The sequence below is a fragment of the Mesorhizobium sp. 113-3-3 genome (assembly GCF_016756495.1).
Classification (GTDB): domain Bacteria; phylum Pseudomonadota; class Alphaproteobacteria; order Rhizobiales; family Rhizobiaceae; genus Mesorhizobium.
Genome location: NZ_AP023243.1, coordinates 5,798,639 through 5,814,083, shown reverse-complemented (window position 1 = coordinate 5,814,083; position 15,445 = coordinate 5,798,639). Strand labels below are relative to the sequence as shown.

Sequence of the window (15,445 nt, the reverse complement as noted above, 5' to 3'; positions counted from 1 at the left end):
CTACTTCTGTGCTTCGGCCGCGTCGGCCATCGCATTGGCGCCGTCCTCCGGTGACATGTCGGGCGTCGCTACGAACTCGGTAATGGAGTCCATGATCGCGCCGCGCATCTTCTGCGGGATGGTCATGTTGTGCGCCATCGAGCGGACCAGCGTGCCGTCCTTGATCGAAGCCTGGAGATCCTTCTGCGAGAGCTGCTGGCACGGATTGAAGCCCTTCGACAGATCGATATCCAGGCGTGCGGGAATCGAGCCCTTGGCCTGGTTGAAGACCGTCTGGAAGTCGGGCGACAGGATCAGGCTGGCAAGCAGCTTCTGGCCGTCGATGTAATCCTGGTCCTTTTGCTTGAAGAACACGACCGAGTCCGAGTTGAGGATGAAGCCGGGTTTGCCCCAATCGGTCGGCGCCTGGGCGCAGACATAGTCGGTGCCTTCCTTAAAGCCGGCGGCGGTCAGCAGGCCGATCGTCCAGTCGCCCATGATGTGGAAAGCCGCGTCGCCCTTGCCCACGAGCGCCGACATCGAATCCCAGTCGCGGCCAACCATGCCCGGATCCATGTACTTGGTCGTCATCAGGCGCATCTGCTGGAAGGCCTTGACCATCCCCGGGCTGCGCATGGATTCGACATCGCCCTCGACGAAGGCCTTGCGGTAGAGATCGATATCCTGGCCGTAGAGCACGACCTCGAACACCGTCGAATCCGTCCAGTCGGCGGTCGAATGCGAGATGCAGATCTTGCCGGACGCGACGATCTTGTCGCAGGCCGCATTGAACTCGGCCCAGGTCTTGGGCATTTCCGTCACGCCGGCGGCCTGCATGACCTTCGGCGAGGCCCACAGCCAGTTGATGCGGTGGATGTTCATGGGGGCGGCGACCCATTTGCCGGTCGGCTTCATCACCGGAAGCAATTCCGGCGCGACCACTTTTTCCCATCCTTCCGAAGCCGCCAGTTCGTCGAGATCAGCGGTCATGCCGGTCTTGTTCCACTCGGCGATTTCCGGACCTTTCAGCTGCACGGCGGGCGGGGCATTGCCGGCGATCACGTCGGCACGCAGCTTGGCCAGCGTATTGGCCGTGTGACCGGCGATCGAGGTCTGTTCCCATTTGCCGCCCTTGGCGGTGAACATCTCGCCGAGCTTGGCGATCGCCTGCGCGTCCGATCCAGTCGCCCATTGATGCAGCAGGTTCGTCTTGGGCTCGGCGAAGGCTGCCCCGGCGGCAAAGGTGCACGCAACGGCGGCCGCGAGGGCGGTCATGATGCATTTCATAGTTTCACTCCCATATGGTGTTGCACGGTTCGTATCGACCGCTTATGGCCGCGGTTTGAAGCCGCCGCCGGCGAGATGCGTTAATCTCAAGTTCTTTCCAAGATGACATATTGGAGCTATCAGTCAACGATGTTTATGTTGGTCCATGACAAAACCTTCGCTTAGAACCTGGCTGATCGACAGGCCGCCCGCATCGCCGGAGAGCATGATTGTGCGTTGCCTGAGTGAGCGCGGCGCCCTCTCGGCGTCGCAGATCGCACGTGTCACCGGTCTGGCGCGCTCGACGGTCTCAACCGCGCTCAATGGCTTGAGAAAATCGGGCATGGTAATCGAAGCCCCGACCAGCCACGAGGGGATCAGAGCCATTGGCAGGCCGGCCGCGGCCGTGACGCTCAATCCGACAGCGGGCACCTGCGTCGGAATTCATCTGGGGCTTCAGCAGATAAGGCTGATCGTCGCCGATGTCTCACATTCCGTCATTGCCGAACAAACTATCCCCATGGCACTGGACTACCAACCGCAGCAGGCGGCCCAGATGGCCAAATCGGCAATTGCCCAATCTTACGAAGAAAATGGTCTGCCGATGGCGGGACTCCTGGGGGTTGGGATTTCCGTCTCTGGTCCTGTCAGTCGCGATGGAGTGGTCCTGCGCGCGAGCATCGTTCCAACATGGGCTGGCGTCAACATACGAGATGTGTTTGGACCCGTCCTGGAGCGGCCGATCTTCGCCGACAACGAGAGCAACTGCTCGGCCATTGCCGAGCTGATGTGGGGTGCGGCCATCGGCCAAGACGATTTCGTGCTGTTCAAGATCGATCTGGGGGTTGGTGGCGCCATTGTCCAGCATGGCCAGCTGGTGACGGGCATTGCCGGCGGTGCCGGCGAATTCGGGCACATCAGCATCGATCCCGGCGGCGATCTTTGTCGGTGCGGCAATCGCGGATGCCTGGAGCTCTATGCGAGTTTTGCCCGGCCACTGGAACAGATTTCGCGTGTTGTGCGGCGGCAGGTCACCATGGACGATGTCATTATGATGGCCAAGGAGGGCGACGTCAGGGCGTTGCGGATGATCGAGGATACCGCCGAGATTGCCGGCCGGGGTCTCGGCTTGATCGGCTCGGTGCTCAACCCGCCGCTCATCATCATCGGGGGCCAGATGGCGTTGGCGGGTGACATTCTGTTGACGCCGCTGATCGCGTCCTATGAACGCCACACGCTCATCAAGTCCCGCGATGTCGCTCCGGCCCTGCGCACGCGGATAATCGTTGGCAAGCACACCGAGAACGATGCGTTGCTGGGCGCGGTCGGCCTCGTACTGAGACACCAGACGAAGGAACTCTCGCTCGGCTGATCGGCTGGGTCAAGTCGCGACTGCGGGGGGTTGAAGAGCCTCCGGGCTTGCGCATGCGCCAGATCTCCTTGGCGATGAAGCCGTATCCACCAAATGGCGGACGCTCTCTTCATGAGCGTCTTAGGTTTCAGAAGCAATTTTCCGGTGCGCACGGGCACGGGCGATGATTCCCAAGCCGGGCTGGACGAGGTGGCGCGCAGCTGCCTCGTTTTCCTCGACCTATGAGACGATACGAACCTTCGCCAACATGAAGTGGATCGACGCCCTCGCAAGGTGCTGATCGTTGGCGGATTGGGCACGTTGCTGCCCGCCCAGGCTGCTGACCTGGAAGGCAGTTTTGATCACCCGCAAGCATCCTCCCGCTCTTCATCTCATCATACCAGTTGACATGATGATGGCTGCCGCTAAGGTTGACCAGGGTTCGGCGGATGCGAGTACACGGTCAAGGGAGGAGACTATGCAAACGTCAAGGAAACTTCGGCGCGTAGCGCTTTTGGGTGCCATCGCCATGGTGGTCGCGGGTGAAGCGTCGGCGCAAGAAGTCAAGGTTTGGACCCTGACCTTCGCCAATGATTCCGCCAACAAGGCATGGGCTGACATCGTCAAGGAATTCGAGGCTGCCAATCCTGGTGTCACCATCAAGGTGGAAGGCCGCGGCACCGATGAACACAAGTCGGCGCTACGGGTCGCCTCAGGTTCCGACCAGGGACCGGACATCTATTTCATGTGGGGCGGTCTTGGCCTTGGCGGCGAATTCGTCAAGGCGGGGCTCAGCCTGCCGCTCGACAAATACTACTCGGAATACAAATGGGACGACGAACTGCTCTCGCCGGCGCTTTCCTTCTCCAAGCAGTATGAGGGTGGCAGGCACGGCGTGCCCTACACATTCCACGGCGAGGCGCTTTATTACAACAAGGCGCTGTTCGAGAAGGCCGGTATTACCACGGCCCCCGCGACCTATGATGAACTTGTCGCGGACGCCGAGAAGCTGAAAGCCGCCGGCATCCCGGCGATCACATTTGGCGGGACCGTCAACTGGCACGTCATGCGTCTCATGGACATGATCCTGGAAACCAAATGCGGCGTCGACAAGCATGACCGTCTGATGAGCATGCAGGTGAGTTGGGCCGACGAGGCCTGCGCCACGGCCTCATTCGAGGAATTCCACAAATGGACATCGAATTACACGCTGAAGCCGTTCATGGGGATCGATCAGGCGCAGTCGTTCAATCTCTTCCTCGGCGGTCGAGCCGCCATGATGCTTGAAGGCGACTGGCTGGTGGGGCAGCTCAAGGGCGAAAACCGCACCGCGGATTTTGGCCTGTTCCCGTTCCCGACCGGTACTGACCGCCTCTACGGCTTCGCCGAGTACAACTACATTTCGACCAAGAGCAAAGTTCCCGACATCGCCGCCAAATTCCTGAACTATCTTGAATCCACCGACGTGCAGCAAAAGCACCTAGGCGATTTCGGTTCGATCTCGGTCAACAAGAACGTCAAATACACGAGCACAGAACCGCTCGACCAGAAATGGATCGAGATCTTTGGCAAGTTCCCCGCGACGTTCGTCAATGGCGACCAGGCTTTTCCGCTCGACGTCACCACCGAATACTTCCGGGTGATCAACGAGGTAGCAAGCGACAATCTCGATCCCAAGGCGGCAGCCGCCGAGTTGCAGAAATTCATCGGCAATCGCAGCTGATATTGAACCTCGCGATGGCCGGCCCCGACAAGCCGCAGGCCGGGGCCGGCCAGCCGATTCTCCTGCACCGCTCCTGGGACGATACATGGCCGTGAACATTTCCGCCGCCGATCGCCATGCGCGAATGCCTGCCCGGTCAGGCCAGCTTCGCCGGAAACTGCAGGATCCGACCTTGCAGGGACTGATGCTGTTGGCGCCCGCGGTGCTGGCCTACGCAGTCTTTGCCTTCTATCCGATGATCGACGTCATCCAGCTCAGCTTCATGAAATGGAATGGACTGAACGCCGACAAGCATTGGGTGGGGCTCGACAACTACCGCTACGTGCTCGCCGACGATCCGGTGTTCTGGGTCGCCTTCAAGAACACGCTGATCTGGACTTTCCTGTCGGTAATCTTCCCGCCGCTGATCGGCTTTGGGTTGGCGCTCGGCCTGAACCAGAACATCCCTGGCCGATCGCCGCTGCGCGCCCTGTTCTACATGCCCGTGATCATCGCACCGATCGCGGTGGCAACCATGTGGCGCTGGATGTTCGACCCCTTCTTCGGGTTGTTCAACAGTTTGCTCTCCGCAGCCGGATGGCCCAACCTGATCCAGGATTGGCTGGGCGACCGCAATATCGCGCTCTATTCGGTCTTCATCGGCTATGTCTGGGAGGTCGCGGGCTTCTCGATGGTGTTGTTCCTGGCCGGGCTGCAAGGCGTCTCGCAGACGCTGATCGAAGCCGCCCGCATCGATGGCGCAGGACGCTTCCAGCTGTTCCGCTATGTGACGCTTCCAGCGCTGAGGCCCACTATCACCATCGTCCTGATCCTGTCGCTGATCAACTCGCTGAAAGCCTTCGACATCGTCTACGGCATGACCGGCGGCGGCCCGGCACAATCGACGCAGATGCTCGCTATGTGGGCCTATACGCAGGCCATGCAACTCGGTGACTTCGGTCGTGGCAGCGCCATCTCCGTCGTGCTCTTGCTCATCACCGTTGCCATCGTCATCCCCTATCTGCGCTGGACGCTGAAGCGGCAGGAGGCGTATCAATGAGTGGCGTCGCCAGCCCCTTTCGACAGGCCGGCGCGGAGCGGGTGGATCCGCTGCTGGTGGCATTGTGGATCGCGCTGATCATCGTCGCCATGGTCTGGATCGCTCCATTCGTCTTCATCATCTTCACGTCGCTGAAATCGAACGCCACGGTAATGGGGACCGGCGCATTCGCGCCGCCCACCAGCCTCGCCTGGGAGAATTTTACCAATGCCTGGCGGCGCGGCGATTTCGGCACGACGGTTGTCAACAGCACCATCATCACCCTCATCAAGGTGCCGCTCGGGCTGATGATATCGGCCATGGCCGCCTATTCGCTGAGCCGCATCCAGATCTGGGGACACAAAGTGGTCTTCCTCGCCATCGTGTTTGGCACGATGATCCCGTTCCAGGTGATGCTGGCGCCGATCTTCAAACAGGTGAACAGCTTCGGGCTGATCAACACCTATGTCGGCATCATCTTGCCCTATCTCGCCTTCGGCGTCCCCTACCAGGTCTTCATCCTGCACAGTTTCTTCAGGGACGTGCCGAAGGAACTGAGCGAGGCGGCGCTTATCGACGGTGCGTCGCATTTCACCGTGTTCAGGCGCATCTTCCTGCCGGTGTCGCTGCCGGTGCTTGCGGCGCTGCTGATCCTCGACTTCGTCGCCACCTGGAACGAGTTCGCCATGGCGCTGGTCATCCTGCAGGATCCGGACCGCTGGACGTTGCCGCTCGGCCTGATGTCGTTCCAGAGCCAGTTCGCCCGCGACTACGGCCAACTCAACGCGGCGATCGTCATGACGGTGCTGCCGGCGGCGATCGTCTACCTCATCTTCCAGCGCTACTTCGTCTCGGGGCTGACGTCGGGCGCGGTCAAGGAATAGCAACGCAAGGAACCACGGATGACCGACGGCACGACAGTCGAGAAATGGGACATGTTCGAGATCGAACTGAAGGGGCCTGCGGATGGCAATCCCTTTGTCGAGATCGAGTTGTCCGCCAGCTTTTCGCAAGCCAACCGCAGCATCGCGGTCCCGGGCTTTTACGATGGCGACGGCACTTACCGCATCCGTTTCATGCCGGACAATGAAGGCAGCTGGAGCTACGTCACGCAGTCCAACAGCCCGTTGCTGGCAGGCAATACCGGTGCCTTCGAGGCGGTGGCGCCGGCGGCGGGCAACCATGGCCCGGTGCGCGTGCGCAACAAATTCCATTTCGCCTACGCCGACGGCACACCCTACTTCCCGTTCGGAACCACTTGCTATGCCTGGACGCACCAGCCGCTCGAGATGCAGGCCGAGACGCTGGCAACGTTGAAGAAAGCGCGCTTCAACAAGCTGCGCATGGGTGTCTTCCCAAAGGACTATCCCTACAATACCAATCCGGCGCTGCATTCGATTTTCGAGACAGGGGCGGACGGCAAGGAGGATTTCGACCGGCCGAATCGGGTCGCCTTCCGCCACCTTGAGACGCAGGTGGGGGCACTGCGTAATCTCGGCATCGAGGCCGACATCATCATCTTCCATCCCTATGATCGGTGGGGCTACGCCGACATGAGCGCGGCTCAGGATTTCCGCTACGTCGCCTACCTCGCGGCACGGCTCGCGGCTTATCGCAACGTCTGGTGGTCGCTGGCGAACGAATACGATTTCCTGCTCGATACCAAGCCGATGGCGCAGTGGGACCGCTACTTCCATATCCTTGAGGAGAATGACCCCTACCAACATCTGAAATCCATCCACAATGGCGAGCAGTCGATGAATTTCGACCATCGCAAACCGTGGGTCAGCCATGTCTGCATCCAGAACTGGGACGTGAAACGAACACCCGAATGGCGAGAAGCCTATGGCAAGCCGGTCGTCAACGACGAGCCCGAATATGAAGGCAACATCATCCAGCCGTGGGGCAACATCACGGCCGAGGAGTTGGTGCACAGGTTCTGGCTCACCGTCATGCGCGGCGGTTATGCCGGGCACGGCGAAACCTACATGCACCCCCAGGATCTGATCTGGTGGGCCAAGGGCGGCCGGCTCTACGGCGAGGCGTGGAAGCGGATCGGCTTCCTGCGCGACGTCATCGAAGAGGACGTCAGCAGCGGGTTGGAGCCGATGGGCCACAACACCGAATGGCCCTGGAGCCGCGTCTCCGGCGCCAGCGACGGCAAGCTTCGTTACATCTATCTTGGCGAGCATCAGCCGGTCGTCTGGTCCTCCGGCCTACCGCTGCAGGATGGCCACTACGACATCGACATCATCGACACATGGGCCATGACGGTGACGCCGGCCACGAAAGTGCCGGCGCCGATACCGCATCCGACACGCCATGGCTCGGTCGTGCGTGGGGGCAAGGCGGACGCGGCTTTCGGGGTCGAGTTGCCCGGCAAGCCCTATCAAGCCATCCGCGTCAGGCCGCGGCGCTAGAAAACGGGGTTACGAGATGTCTTCTGTCCAGATCGCCGACGTGAAGAAGTCCTATGGCGCGACCCCCGTGATCCATGGGGTCAGCGTCGACATCGAAGATGGCGAGTTCGTCATCCTCGTCGGCCCTTCGGGTTGCGGAAAATCGACCCTGCTGCGCATGATAGCCGGGCTCGAAACCATCTCGGGGGGCGAGATTTCGATCGGCGAGCGGGTGGTCAACCATCTTCAGCCAAAGGAACGGGACATCGCCATGGTGTTCCAGAACTATGCGCTCTATCCGCAGATGACCGTCGCGCAGAATATGGGTTTCGCCCTCGAACTTGCCGGCGCCAAGAAAGCCGAGATCAAGGAAAAGGTAGACACGGCGGCATCGATCCTGGGGCTGCAGCCGCTGCTCGCACGCTATCCGCGCCAGCTGTCCGGCGGCCAGCGCCAACGCGTCGCCATGGGCCGGGCCATCGTGCGCGATCCCAAGGTGTTCCTGTTCGACGAACCGCTGTCGAACCTTGATGCCAAGCTGCGCGTGCAGATGCGATCCGAGATCAAGGCGCTGCACCAGCGGCTTAAATCGACCATCGTCTACGTCACCCATGATCAGATCGAGGCGATGACGATGGCCGACAAGATCGTGGTGCTCAATGGCGGCAGGATCGAGCAGGTCGGAAGCCCGCTCGAGCTCTACGATCGGCCGGTAAACATGTTCGTCGCCGGCTTCCTCGGATCGCCGGCGATGAATTTCGTCGAAGGAACAGTGCGCGATGATCCGCATCCCGGCCTCGAACTGGACGACGGATCAATCATCCCGCTGTCAGCCATTCCCGCCACCGCCGCAGGGCGGCGCCTCGTGCTGGGCGTGCGTCCGGAGGACATTCATATCGATAGCGAAACCGGTGCCGCGGCGAAGGTGATCGTCGTCGAGCCGACGGGCGCCGAGACGCATCTTTCGGCCGAAATGGCGGGCCACGAACTCGTCTGCGTGCTGCGCGAACGCGTCACTTTGAAGCCGGATGAGATCGTCATGCTTTCCGTACGAAAGTCAGCCGTACATTTCTTCGACCCGGCGTCGGGAAGCCGTATCTGATTGATGTTTGCGATAAGCCCGTCCGGGAAGGGGTGGTTCTGCCAGCCACGCGCCAGCATGCCCGTCGTCGCGTCGCGGGCTTCTGGGATGAGGTGCTGACAGTTGCGGTCGAGGTCGCCAGCGTTGCCGGGGTAGTGACAAACGTCGTGCGCGACATTCACGGCGCTGACCACACGGCGCTTTCGCGTTTTTGCAGGCCGCGACGCGCGCCGCCGTTTAGCTGATGAAGTCATTTGCCGCTAGGTAATCCCGTCAACCTCCGAGGCCGTCGCGAATGGCGCTAAAATAGCGATCGGTTCCGACCTGGCCGCCCTTCAGCGCGATTTCGAGGCCGTCCACCTCACCGCCGTGGGCAATGCAGAGCGGTGAACCCGGTGATTGCGGCAGCGGCATGCGCACGGTCAGCGCATCGATGGACAACTGTCCCAGCGCGTGGCTGGAGGTGTCGCCGCCTGCGATCACAGCGCGCCCGAGTTTTTGCTCGAGGACCAGCCGGCGCAGAATGTCGCCGAGCGCCCGGCCAAGCCGGTTACGAGCGCCTTCGATATGGTCGATCTCGGCACTGCGGTCGGCCTGCGGACCGAGGGCGGTGTAGAGGATGACGCTGCGCCCTGCTGCCAGGCTCGCCAGGCCGCTCGCGACGGCGCGCTCGATTGCCCCCCCGGCGCCGTCCGAAACCAGCTGCATGGCATCCATCTGGACGCCGTCGAATCCATTGGCGAGCGCGAAGCGGATCTGCTTCTCGGTGGTTGGCGACACACTGCCCGAGACCACGGCGAGCCGGTCCACCGGACCGGGCGGCACGAAGGACGCGTGCCCTGCGGCGATGCCTTTGCCGGCCCATTCGGCGAGCAGTGCATATTCGACGCCCGAGGATCCGACGACGAAACCATGGCCTTGTTCGCAAATCCGCCAGATCTGCTCGCCGACGCGCGTCTGCGTCTGGCGGCTTTCGACGTCGAACAGGACGATCTCCTTGTCCTGCAAGGCCTGGTCGACCGTTTGCGAAAGGCCATCCGCCTGCAGCGCCGCCAGGTCGACAAGGCCGGAACCGAGATCGGTCTGGCGATGGAGGTGGACGAGCAGGTCGGCCTCCTTCATCGGCGTCACCGGATGCCGGCTCATGACGGGATGGCGGTCGATACGGAAATAGGTGCCGCGAAACGCCGCGAAGAGGTTTCCGAACGCCGTGTAGCGTTTGAGCTGAGGTGCTCCGACAACCAACGGCACGCTCTTCTGGTCGAAGACGCGCCGGCCGATCTCGATGGCGCGTCCGATGCTGCCGATCGCCGGGCTGGAATCGAAGGTCGAGCAGATCTTGTAGTGGCAAACCGTCGCTTCGAGGGTTTTTAGCCATTTGAAGGCCGGTGCCAGGTTTTCGTCCATCCATTGCGGCGTCTCGCTGCGGCTCGTGCCAGCCAGTCCCACCGCACGGCACTGCGCAAACCGCGACAGCAGGTGCTGGTCGGGTTGGCGCATGAACAGCACGGTAGGCACGCCGCCAAGCTCGAGTGCCTCCATGACATCGGTCGAGCCAGTGAGGTCGTCGCCATAGTAGCTAAGCAGCAGGTTCTGCATGACCGCGCTCACGCTGCCTTACCGTCGCCGAACTTTTCGATCGAGCGCGCGAGCTCGGCATGGCTGCGGGCATAGTCCGCCAGCGGGATGCCTTCGACAGCGGCCTGCCAGGCCTGCTGGACGGCGCGCACGCCGGCGCCTGGCCCATCCGGATGGCTGACGATGCCACCGCCGCAGAGATAGAGCAGGTCGACCGTGCGGCCGGTTCGTTCGTAGGTCTCGGGCGCCTGCCCGCCCCACTGGCCGGACCCTGCGACCGGCAGCGCGCAATCATCAGGCGAAAAGATCGGCGTCGTCACTGCCTTGAAGGATTCGATGAAGGATGCATCCGGCTCCCAATATTTTGAAGCGATGCCGTTGATCTGGAACTGGTCGACGCCGAGCAATCGCCAGAACTGCTGCCACACCTTGAAATCCATGCCGAGGCCGGGGTGGCGGGTGAGGATGTCCCAGCCGTTGCGATGGGCGTGCAGCACCAGGCTGGAGCGCTTTCTCAAGTAGGCCATGCCGCCGAAGCCGATGGAGTTGATGTTGATCACCGCGCAATTGCCGCCGGCCTCCGCCACCAGATCGTGGTTGCGCATCATCTCGTCGGGATCGGCATGCGAGATGCCGAAGGCATACATCACCTTCCTGCCGGTCTTCTGCTCATGGTCGAGGATCAGCGGCATGATCGTTTTCACCCGCTCGGCCAGCGGCGAATAGATCGGGCTCATCAGCTTTTCGTCGTCCTTGATGAAATCGACACCGGCCTCGATCAGTTCGCCCACCATCGCGGCCGTCTGGGGTGGCCGCAAGCCCAGCGCGGGCTTGACGATGGTGCCGATGATCGGGCGTCCCTCGACGCCGGTCAGCTTGCGGCTGCCGGCGACGCCGAACTGCGGGCCGGGATGGGCGCCGCGATAGTCATCAGGCAGCTTCATGTCGACGATGCGGATGCCCGACAGGCCCTTGATGGAATAGGTGCCGCCGATGGCGATGGTCATCAGCGCTGAGAGGTCGGTGCCGATAGCGTCGAAGGGAAAGGCGATGTCGACATCGGCGCGCTTGAATGGTCCATTGCCGGCTTCCGGAATGGAGGGCTGCACGGCGTCGGGTAGATGCCGGATCGCCAGGACGCGCGCCGCCACCCGGGCCTTCAGTTCCTCTGTTTCGCCGGGCAGCGCGACGAAGGTGCCGGTCGACTGATCGCTGGCGATCTTGGCCGCCAGGGCCTCGATGCTTTCAGGCGTTTCGATGCGATAGGTGAGGGTGATCATGTCCGCTGTCTCAAGCCCAGGCGTTCGAAAAAGGTTCACCGGTGTCTGAAATCTGGTATAATGAGTACATAAGTATTGCAAGACATATCCGGGCCGGAAGGTTTTGCGAGGTCGAGAGCCGGCATTTCCGCGAATTGTGGCGGCGGTGTTAGATAGGGCCGGGTCAAGGGAGTGATCGCCACGATGAACCGTTCGGAACCGATTGTCCGACGCAAGCTTTCCGACGAGGTCTTCTTGCGGCTGAAGCGCCTGATCACCAGCGGCGAGTTGATGCCGGGCGACGACATGCCGTCGGAGCGTGAATTGATGGAGCGTTTCGAAGTCGGCCGCCCGGCGATCCGCGAGGCGATGCAGGCGCTGAGCAATATGGGCCTTGTCGCCATCTCGCATGGCGAGCGGGCCAAGGTGCTGCAGCTCACCGCCAAGTCGATCATCAAACAGGTCGACGGCGCGGCCAAGATCATCCTGTCGTCGTCGAAGGACACGCTCGAGCACCTCAAGACCGCGCGTATCTTCTTCGAGCGTGGCATGGTCAGGGAAGCTGCCGAGAAGGCCACAGTCGAGGACGTGCAGCGGCTCAAGGCAACCGTCGCCGAGCAGCGTGCCGCGCGCGGCGATTCCGAAGCCTTCATTTCCGCCGACATGAAATTCCACACCCAGATCGCGACGATATCGGGCAACCCGATCTATGTCGCTGTCAGCGAGGCGATGCTCGGCTGGCTGAAGGAGTATCACACCGAAATGCTGATCTGGACCGGCAAGGAACAGTTCACGCTGACGGAGCACGAAGAGATAATCGGCCGCATCGAGAAGAAGGATGCCGATGGCGCCGAGAAGGCGATGATCAAGCATCTCGAACGCTCGCGCGCGCTCTATGTGATGAATTCCGATAAGTAGGCCTAGCCGATCCGGGTAATGGCATAGGGCGCCATCACGAGATGGCCCTGGCCAAGCGCGGAGGCATCGACGGCGACATTGTCCGCCGTCAGGTTTGCCAGCCACCCAATGGTCTCGCCGGAGGCGGAGCGGCCGGCCAGTGCCGCAATCCGCGTCTCGTCGCTTGTCTTGGCGGACACATGGGTAAGACCAGCCAGCTCGCAAAGCGCCTTGATGGCCTGGAAGATCGGCCGCGGTGATCCTTCGGCGGCAGGTTCACCGGATGCCGCCAGCACGCCGAACGGCCCGGTGAAGCCGGACAGCGTCAGCATCTCCAGCCCCGCCGGCGCGATGCGCGCGGCATAGCCGATGGTCCAGGCGGCGGCGAACACGCCGTTGTGGCGCGGATCGCGGCTCGCCATGGCGATGCGCTGTCCCTGCGGATTGTCCTTGGTCGCGCCGCCATAGGGGTTCTGCCGCATGGCAATGGTTGAAGGCCCGATCCGGTAGGGCTTGTCGCCGAAGATCGCCCGCGCCGAGCGGGTGATGAACGGCAACGCCTCGAGCGACTGCATGACGCTGAGATCGTCGGCGGCGTGCACGATCGGGCAGGTGCAGTGGCTGACGAAATCGAGCAGCCCGGCCGGAACGCGCTTGCGGTTGAGCTCGGTGAAATAGCTGAACATGCCGCCGCCGAGACGGATATCGGGAAAGGCGCGGCGCGCCGCGGCATAGACGTCTTCCAGCGGCGGGCAGGGCGGCCAGGCACTGCCCGGCGGCGTCGACTGGCGGTCGACCGAAGGCGAAACCGCGATGGCATCGAGCCGCAGGCTCGCCTGGCGCACCAGCCCGGCGACCTGTGCGAGTTCGGCATCGAGATCGCCGGTGCACGCCACCACACATTCGAGTGTTGTGCGGGCGGGACAAGCGGCGGCGAGCCGGGCGAAAGAGCGCAAGGCATCGAGCCCATGGCCGCGCGTCGGATCGTAGTGAAACAGCAGTTGCTGCGGGCCGAGCGCCGACAGGGTGGCGAGTTTCGCCAGCGCTGTCTCGACACCGCCGGGATAGATGATCACCCCGACATCCGGCAGCACCGGACCGGACTCGCCGAGCGTCACACGGACCGGGCCGGATCCTGCAGCGACAGCCGGCATCGTGCCGTCGCCGGCAATGCGCAGGCTGATCGTTTGGCGGTTGGTCTCGCCGGCCGGCAACATATAGGGCCAAGGCAGTGCCAGCGGCCGCACATAGGTCTTGTAGGAGGCGTCGGACCAGTTGCGCTGGTCTTCCATTTCAAAGACGTCGCCTTCCATGCGGCATTCGGCGGTGACGCCGGGTCGCACTTGATGCGTGATGGCGCGTAAATCCTTGAAAGGCTGCCAGGGGTCGATCAGGTCTGGCAGTTTCGTCGCCACCACGCTGCCGTCAGTGTGCTCCACCGTCACCGGGCTGCCGGCGAGGCCGGCGATCGGATGCAGGACGCAGAAGCCGCAACGGCTGGTCTCGAAATCGCTTTCGGGCAGGGCGCTGACATCGAAGACCAGACGACCATCAGAGGAGCCTTTGATGACGGCGCGGAAGGCGAGACGGCTTCCGCCCGGCCCCGTGCAACTCGCCGTGTAGGTGACGGAGAAGGCATGGGCGCCCTGGTCGATGGTCAGATCTGTCAGCACTGGCTCGTAGGTGCCCCAGTCGCGGTCCCGCACGATGTAGGCGACGGCACGCAGCACCTCCGTGCCGCCGTGGCGGATGGTGCGCAGATTGCCGTTGACGAAATCGGCGCTGAGGGCACCCGCGGTCAGTCGGACCGGTTCGGTCTCCGCCGCCTGTGTACCGCTGAGGAGGAAGCGATCCCAGGTCATTTCAGCAGGTCGTCGATCTGCACCGGTTGCCGGCTTACGGCGCCGGCATAGGCGGCCTCGACCAGCGCGAATGTCTTGAGGTTGTCTGCGCCCGAGGTCGCCGGCTCCTTGCCGGATGCAAGGCAGTCGACCCAGTGCCGCTGGATCGCCAGCACGCTTTCATGGATGTTGTGCCATGGCCGCGAGGCCCAGGGCAGAAGCGGCGGCGAGATATCCCTGACCGTTGTGCCGCTCTTGCCGGTGACGGTCAGCTGGTAACCCTGCGCCAGCCGGAGCGTGCCGTCGCTTCCGTCGATCTCGATCAGCGTTTCGGGAAACGGCTCTGCCGCAAGCCGGGTCGCGTAGCTGCAATCGACCACCGAAGTGGCGCCGCTCTTGTGATCCATCAGCATGGTGGCGACATCCTCGCCGGCGATGGCCGGGTTGATGCGCGCGGTGCGGGCGGTGAGGCTCGACACGTCACCCAGCAGAAAACGCGCGATGTCGAGGATGTGGATGCCGAGATCCTCGATAATGAAGCGCTTTCCCGTCGCCAGATAGGGCTGACCTGAAAACACGTCATAGGCGGAGCGGAAGGAGATACGCCCGAAGAAAGGCGTGCCGATCGCCCCGCTGTCGAGCACGGCGCGCACCGCCTGGATGGGCGACTGCCAGCGGAAATTCTCGTGAACCATCAGCGGCACGCCGGCCTTGGCGCAGGCCGCGACCATCGCCTTGGCGTCGGCCAGCGTCGGCGCGAAGGGTTTCTGGCAGATCACCGGGACGCGGTGGGCGGCGGCCATCTCGACCAGTGGTCGATGGCTACCGACGGTGGTGGCGATATCGACGAAGTCGAGCGTCTCGGCCGAAAACAATGCCTCGGCATCGGTGTAGCGCCGCGCCACGCCGAACTGGTCGCCGACGATCCTGAGCCGTTCCGGATCGCGGTCGCAGATGGCGACGATCGAGGCGCCCTCTATGTCGCGCCAGGCATGCATCTGGTTGACGGCGAAGAAGCCGCAGCCGATCAGCGCTCCGCTCAAATTCCCCATG

12 protein-coding genes and 1 pseudogene are annotated in these 15,445 nt (G+C 62.6%); 8 read left to right on the top strand and 5 right to left on the bottom strand.

Going from position 1 to position 15,445, the window contains the following annotated elements; all coding sequences use genetic code 11:
- On the bottom strand, window positions 1–1,254 hold the full coding sequence (locus JG746_RS28305) for an ABC transporter substrate-binding protein (RefSeq protein ID WP_244730496.1): 1,254 nt from the start codon (window positions 1,252–1,254) through the stop codon (window positions 1–3).
- Window positions 1,255–1,411: 157 nt separating this feature from the next.
- Here JG746_RS28305 and JG746_RS37860 point away from each other — a divergent pair.
- The 7 genes and pseudogenes from JG746_RS37860 to JG746_RS28275 all read left to right on the top strand — a co-directional run.
- Window positions 1,412–1,540, top strand: a pseudogene (locus JG746_RS37860) (hypothetical protein); the annotation flags it as partial.
- Window positions 1,541–1,651: 111 nt separating this feature from the next.
- A complete protein-coding gene (locus tag JG746_RS28300; protein ID WP_244730494.1) occupies window positions 1,652–2,617 on the top strand; it encodes an ROK family protein in 966 nt (321 codons plus the stop codon).
- Between the two features lie 457 nt (window positions 2,618–3,074).
- On the top strand, window positions 3,075–4,319 hold the full coding sequence (locus tag JG746_RS28295) for an ABC transporter substrate-binding protein (RefSeq protein ID WP_202355719.1): 1,245 nt from the start codon (window positions 3,075–3,077) through the stop codon (window positions 4,317–4,319).
- 85 nt (window positions 4,320–4,404) lie between these two features.
- Window positions 4,405–5,358, top strand: coding sequence for a carbohydrate ABC transporter permease (locus JG746_RS28290; protein ID WP_202355718.1), 954 nt, complete (start codon window positions 4,405–4,407; stop codon window positions 5,356–5,358).
- Window positions 5,355–6,221, top strand: a complete 867-nt coding sequence (locus tag JG746_RS28285; protein ID WP_202355717.1) for a carbohydrate ABC transporter permease — start codon at window positions 5,355–5,357, stop codon at window positions 6,219–6,221. Before JG746_RS28290 ends, JG746_RS28285 begins: the two co-directional genes overlap by 4 nt.
- An 18-nt stretch (window positions 6,222–6,239) precedes the next feature.
- Window positions 6,240–7,757, top strand: a complete 1,518-nt coding sequence (locus JG746_RS28280) for a DUF5060 domain-containing protein (RefSeq protein ID WP_202355716.1) — start codon at window positions 6,240–6,242, stop codon at window positions 7,755–7,757.
- Window positions 7,758–7,773: 16 nt separating this feature from the next.
- Window positions 7,774–8,838: an ABC transporter ATP-binding protein gene (locus tag JG746_RS28275; protein WP_202355715.1), complete on the top strand. Its 1,065-nt coding sequence runs from the start codon at window positions 7,774–7,776 to the stop codon at window positions 8,836–8,838.
- 252 nt (window positions 8,839–9,090) lie between these two features.
- On the opposite strand, the gene JG746_RS28270 is transcribed toward JG746_RS28275, so the two are convergent.
- Together JG746_RS28270 and oiaX are read right to left on the bottom strand one after the other, a co-directional pair.
- Window positions 9,091–10,416 (bottom strand): four-carbon acid sugar kinase family protein, encoded by a 1,326-nt coding sequence (locus JG746_RS28270; protein ID WP_202359503.1) that lies wholly within the window; start codon window positions 10,414–10,416, stop codon window positions 9,091–9,093.
- An 8-nt stretch (window positions 10,417–10,424) separates the two neighbouring features.
- Window positions 10,425–11,675 carry a 3-oxo-isoapionate-4-phosphate decarboxylase OiaX gene (gene oiaX / locus JG746_RS28265; protein ID WP_202355714.1) on the bottom strand — a complete coding sequence of 417 codons (1,251 nt, stop codon included), beginning with the start codon at window positions 11,673–11,675 and terminating at the stop codon, window positions 10,425–10,427.
- A 183-nt stretch (window positions 11,676–11,858) separates the two neighbouring features.
- On the opposite strand from oiaX, the gene JG746_RS28260 reads away from it, so the two are divergent.
- Window positions 11,859–12,572 carry a transcriptional regulator NanR gene (locus tag JG746_RS28260; RefSeq protein ID WP_202355713.1) on the top strand — a complete coding sequence of 238 codons (714 nt, stop codon included), beginning with the start codon at window positions 11,859–11,861 and terminating at the stop codon, window positions 12,570–12,572.
- A gap of 2 nt (window positions 12,573–12,574) precedes the next feature.
- Here the strand turns inward: JG746_RS28260 and apnL are convergent, their stop codons facing one another.
- On the bottom strand, window positions 12,575–14,413 hold the full coding sequence (apnL, locus tag JG746_RS28255; protein ID WP_202355712.1) for a D-apionate lactonase: 1,839 nt from the start codon (window positions 14,411–14,413) through the stop codon (window positions 12,575–12,577).
- Complete coding sequence (locus tag JG746_RS28250; protein WP_202355711.1) at window positions 14,410–15,444, bottom strand: Gfo/Idh/MocA family protein; 1,035 nt, start codon at window positions 15,442–15,444, stop codon at window positions 14,410–14,412. The genes apnL and JG746_RS28250 overlap by 4 nt, the downstream gene beginning before the upstream one ends.
- Window position 15,445 lies beyond the last annotated feature (1 nt).

What these genes read in the sequence shown, in the direction of transcription:
- JG746_RS28285 (WP_202355717.1), top strand. Translation starts at nt 5,355, where the DNA reads ATGAGTGGCGTCGCCAGCCCCTTTCGACAGGCCGGCGCGGAGCGGGTG.
- JG746_RS28280 (WP_202355716.1), top strand. Translation starts at nt 6,240, where the DNA reads ATGACCGACGGCACGACAGTCGAGAAATGGGACATGTTCGAGATCGAA.
- JG746_RS28275 (WP_202355715.1), top strand. Translation starts at nt 7,774, where the DNA reads ATGTCTTCTGTCCAGATCGCCGACGTGAAGAAGTCCTATGGCGCGACC.
- apnL (WP_202355712.1), bottom strand. Translation starts at nt 14,413, where the DNA reads ATGACCTGGGATCGCTTCCTCCTCAGCGGTACACAGGCGGCGGAGACC.
- JG746_RS28305 (WP_244730496.1), bottom strand. Translation starts at nt 1,254, where the DNA reads ATGACCGCCCTCGCGGCCGCCGTTGCGTGCACCTTTGCCGCCGGGGCA.
- JG746_RS28260 (WP_202355713.1), top strand. Translation starts at nt 11,859, where the DNA reads ATGAACCGTTCGGAACCGATTGTCCGACGCAAGCTTTCCGACGAGGTC.
- JG746_RS28270 (WP_202359503.1), bottom strand. Translation starts at nt 10,416, where the DNA reads ATGCAGAACCTGCTGCTTAGCTACTATGGCGACGACCTCACTGGCTCG.
- JG746_RS28290 (WP_202355718.1), top strand. Translation starts at nt 4,405, where the DNA reads ATGGCCGTGAACATTTCCGCCGCCGATCGCCATGCGCGAATGCCTGCC.
- JG746_RS28250 (WP_202355711.1), bottom strand. Translation starts at nt 15,444, where the DNA reads ATGGGGAATTTGAGCGGAGCGCTGATCGGCTGCGGCTTCTTCGCCGTC.
- oiaX (WP_202355714.1), bottom strand. Translation starts at nt 11,675, where the DNA reads ATGATCACCCTCACCTATCGCATCGAAACGCCTGAAAGCATCGAGGCC.
- JG746_RS28295 (WP_202355719.1), top strand. Translation starts at nt 3,075, where the DNA reads ATGCAAACGTCAAGGAAACTTCGGCGCGTAGCGCTTTTGGGTGCCATC.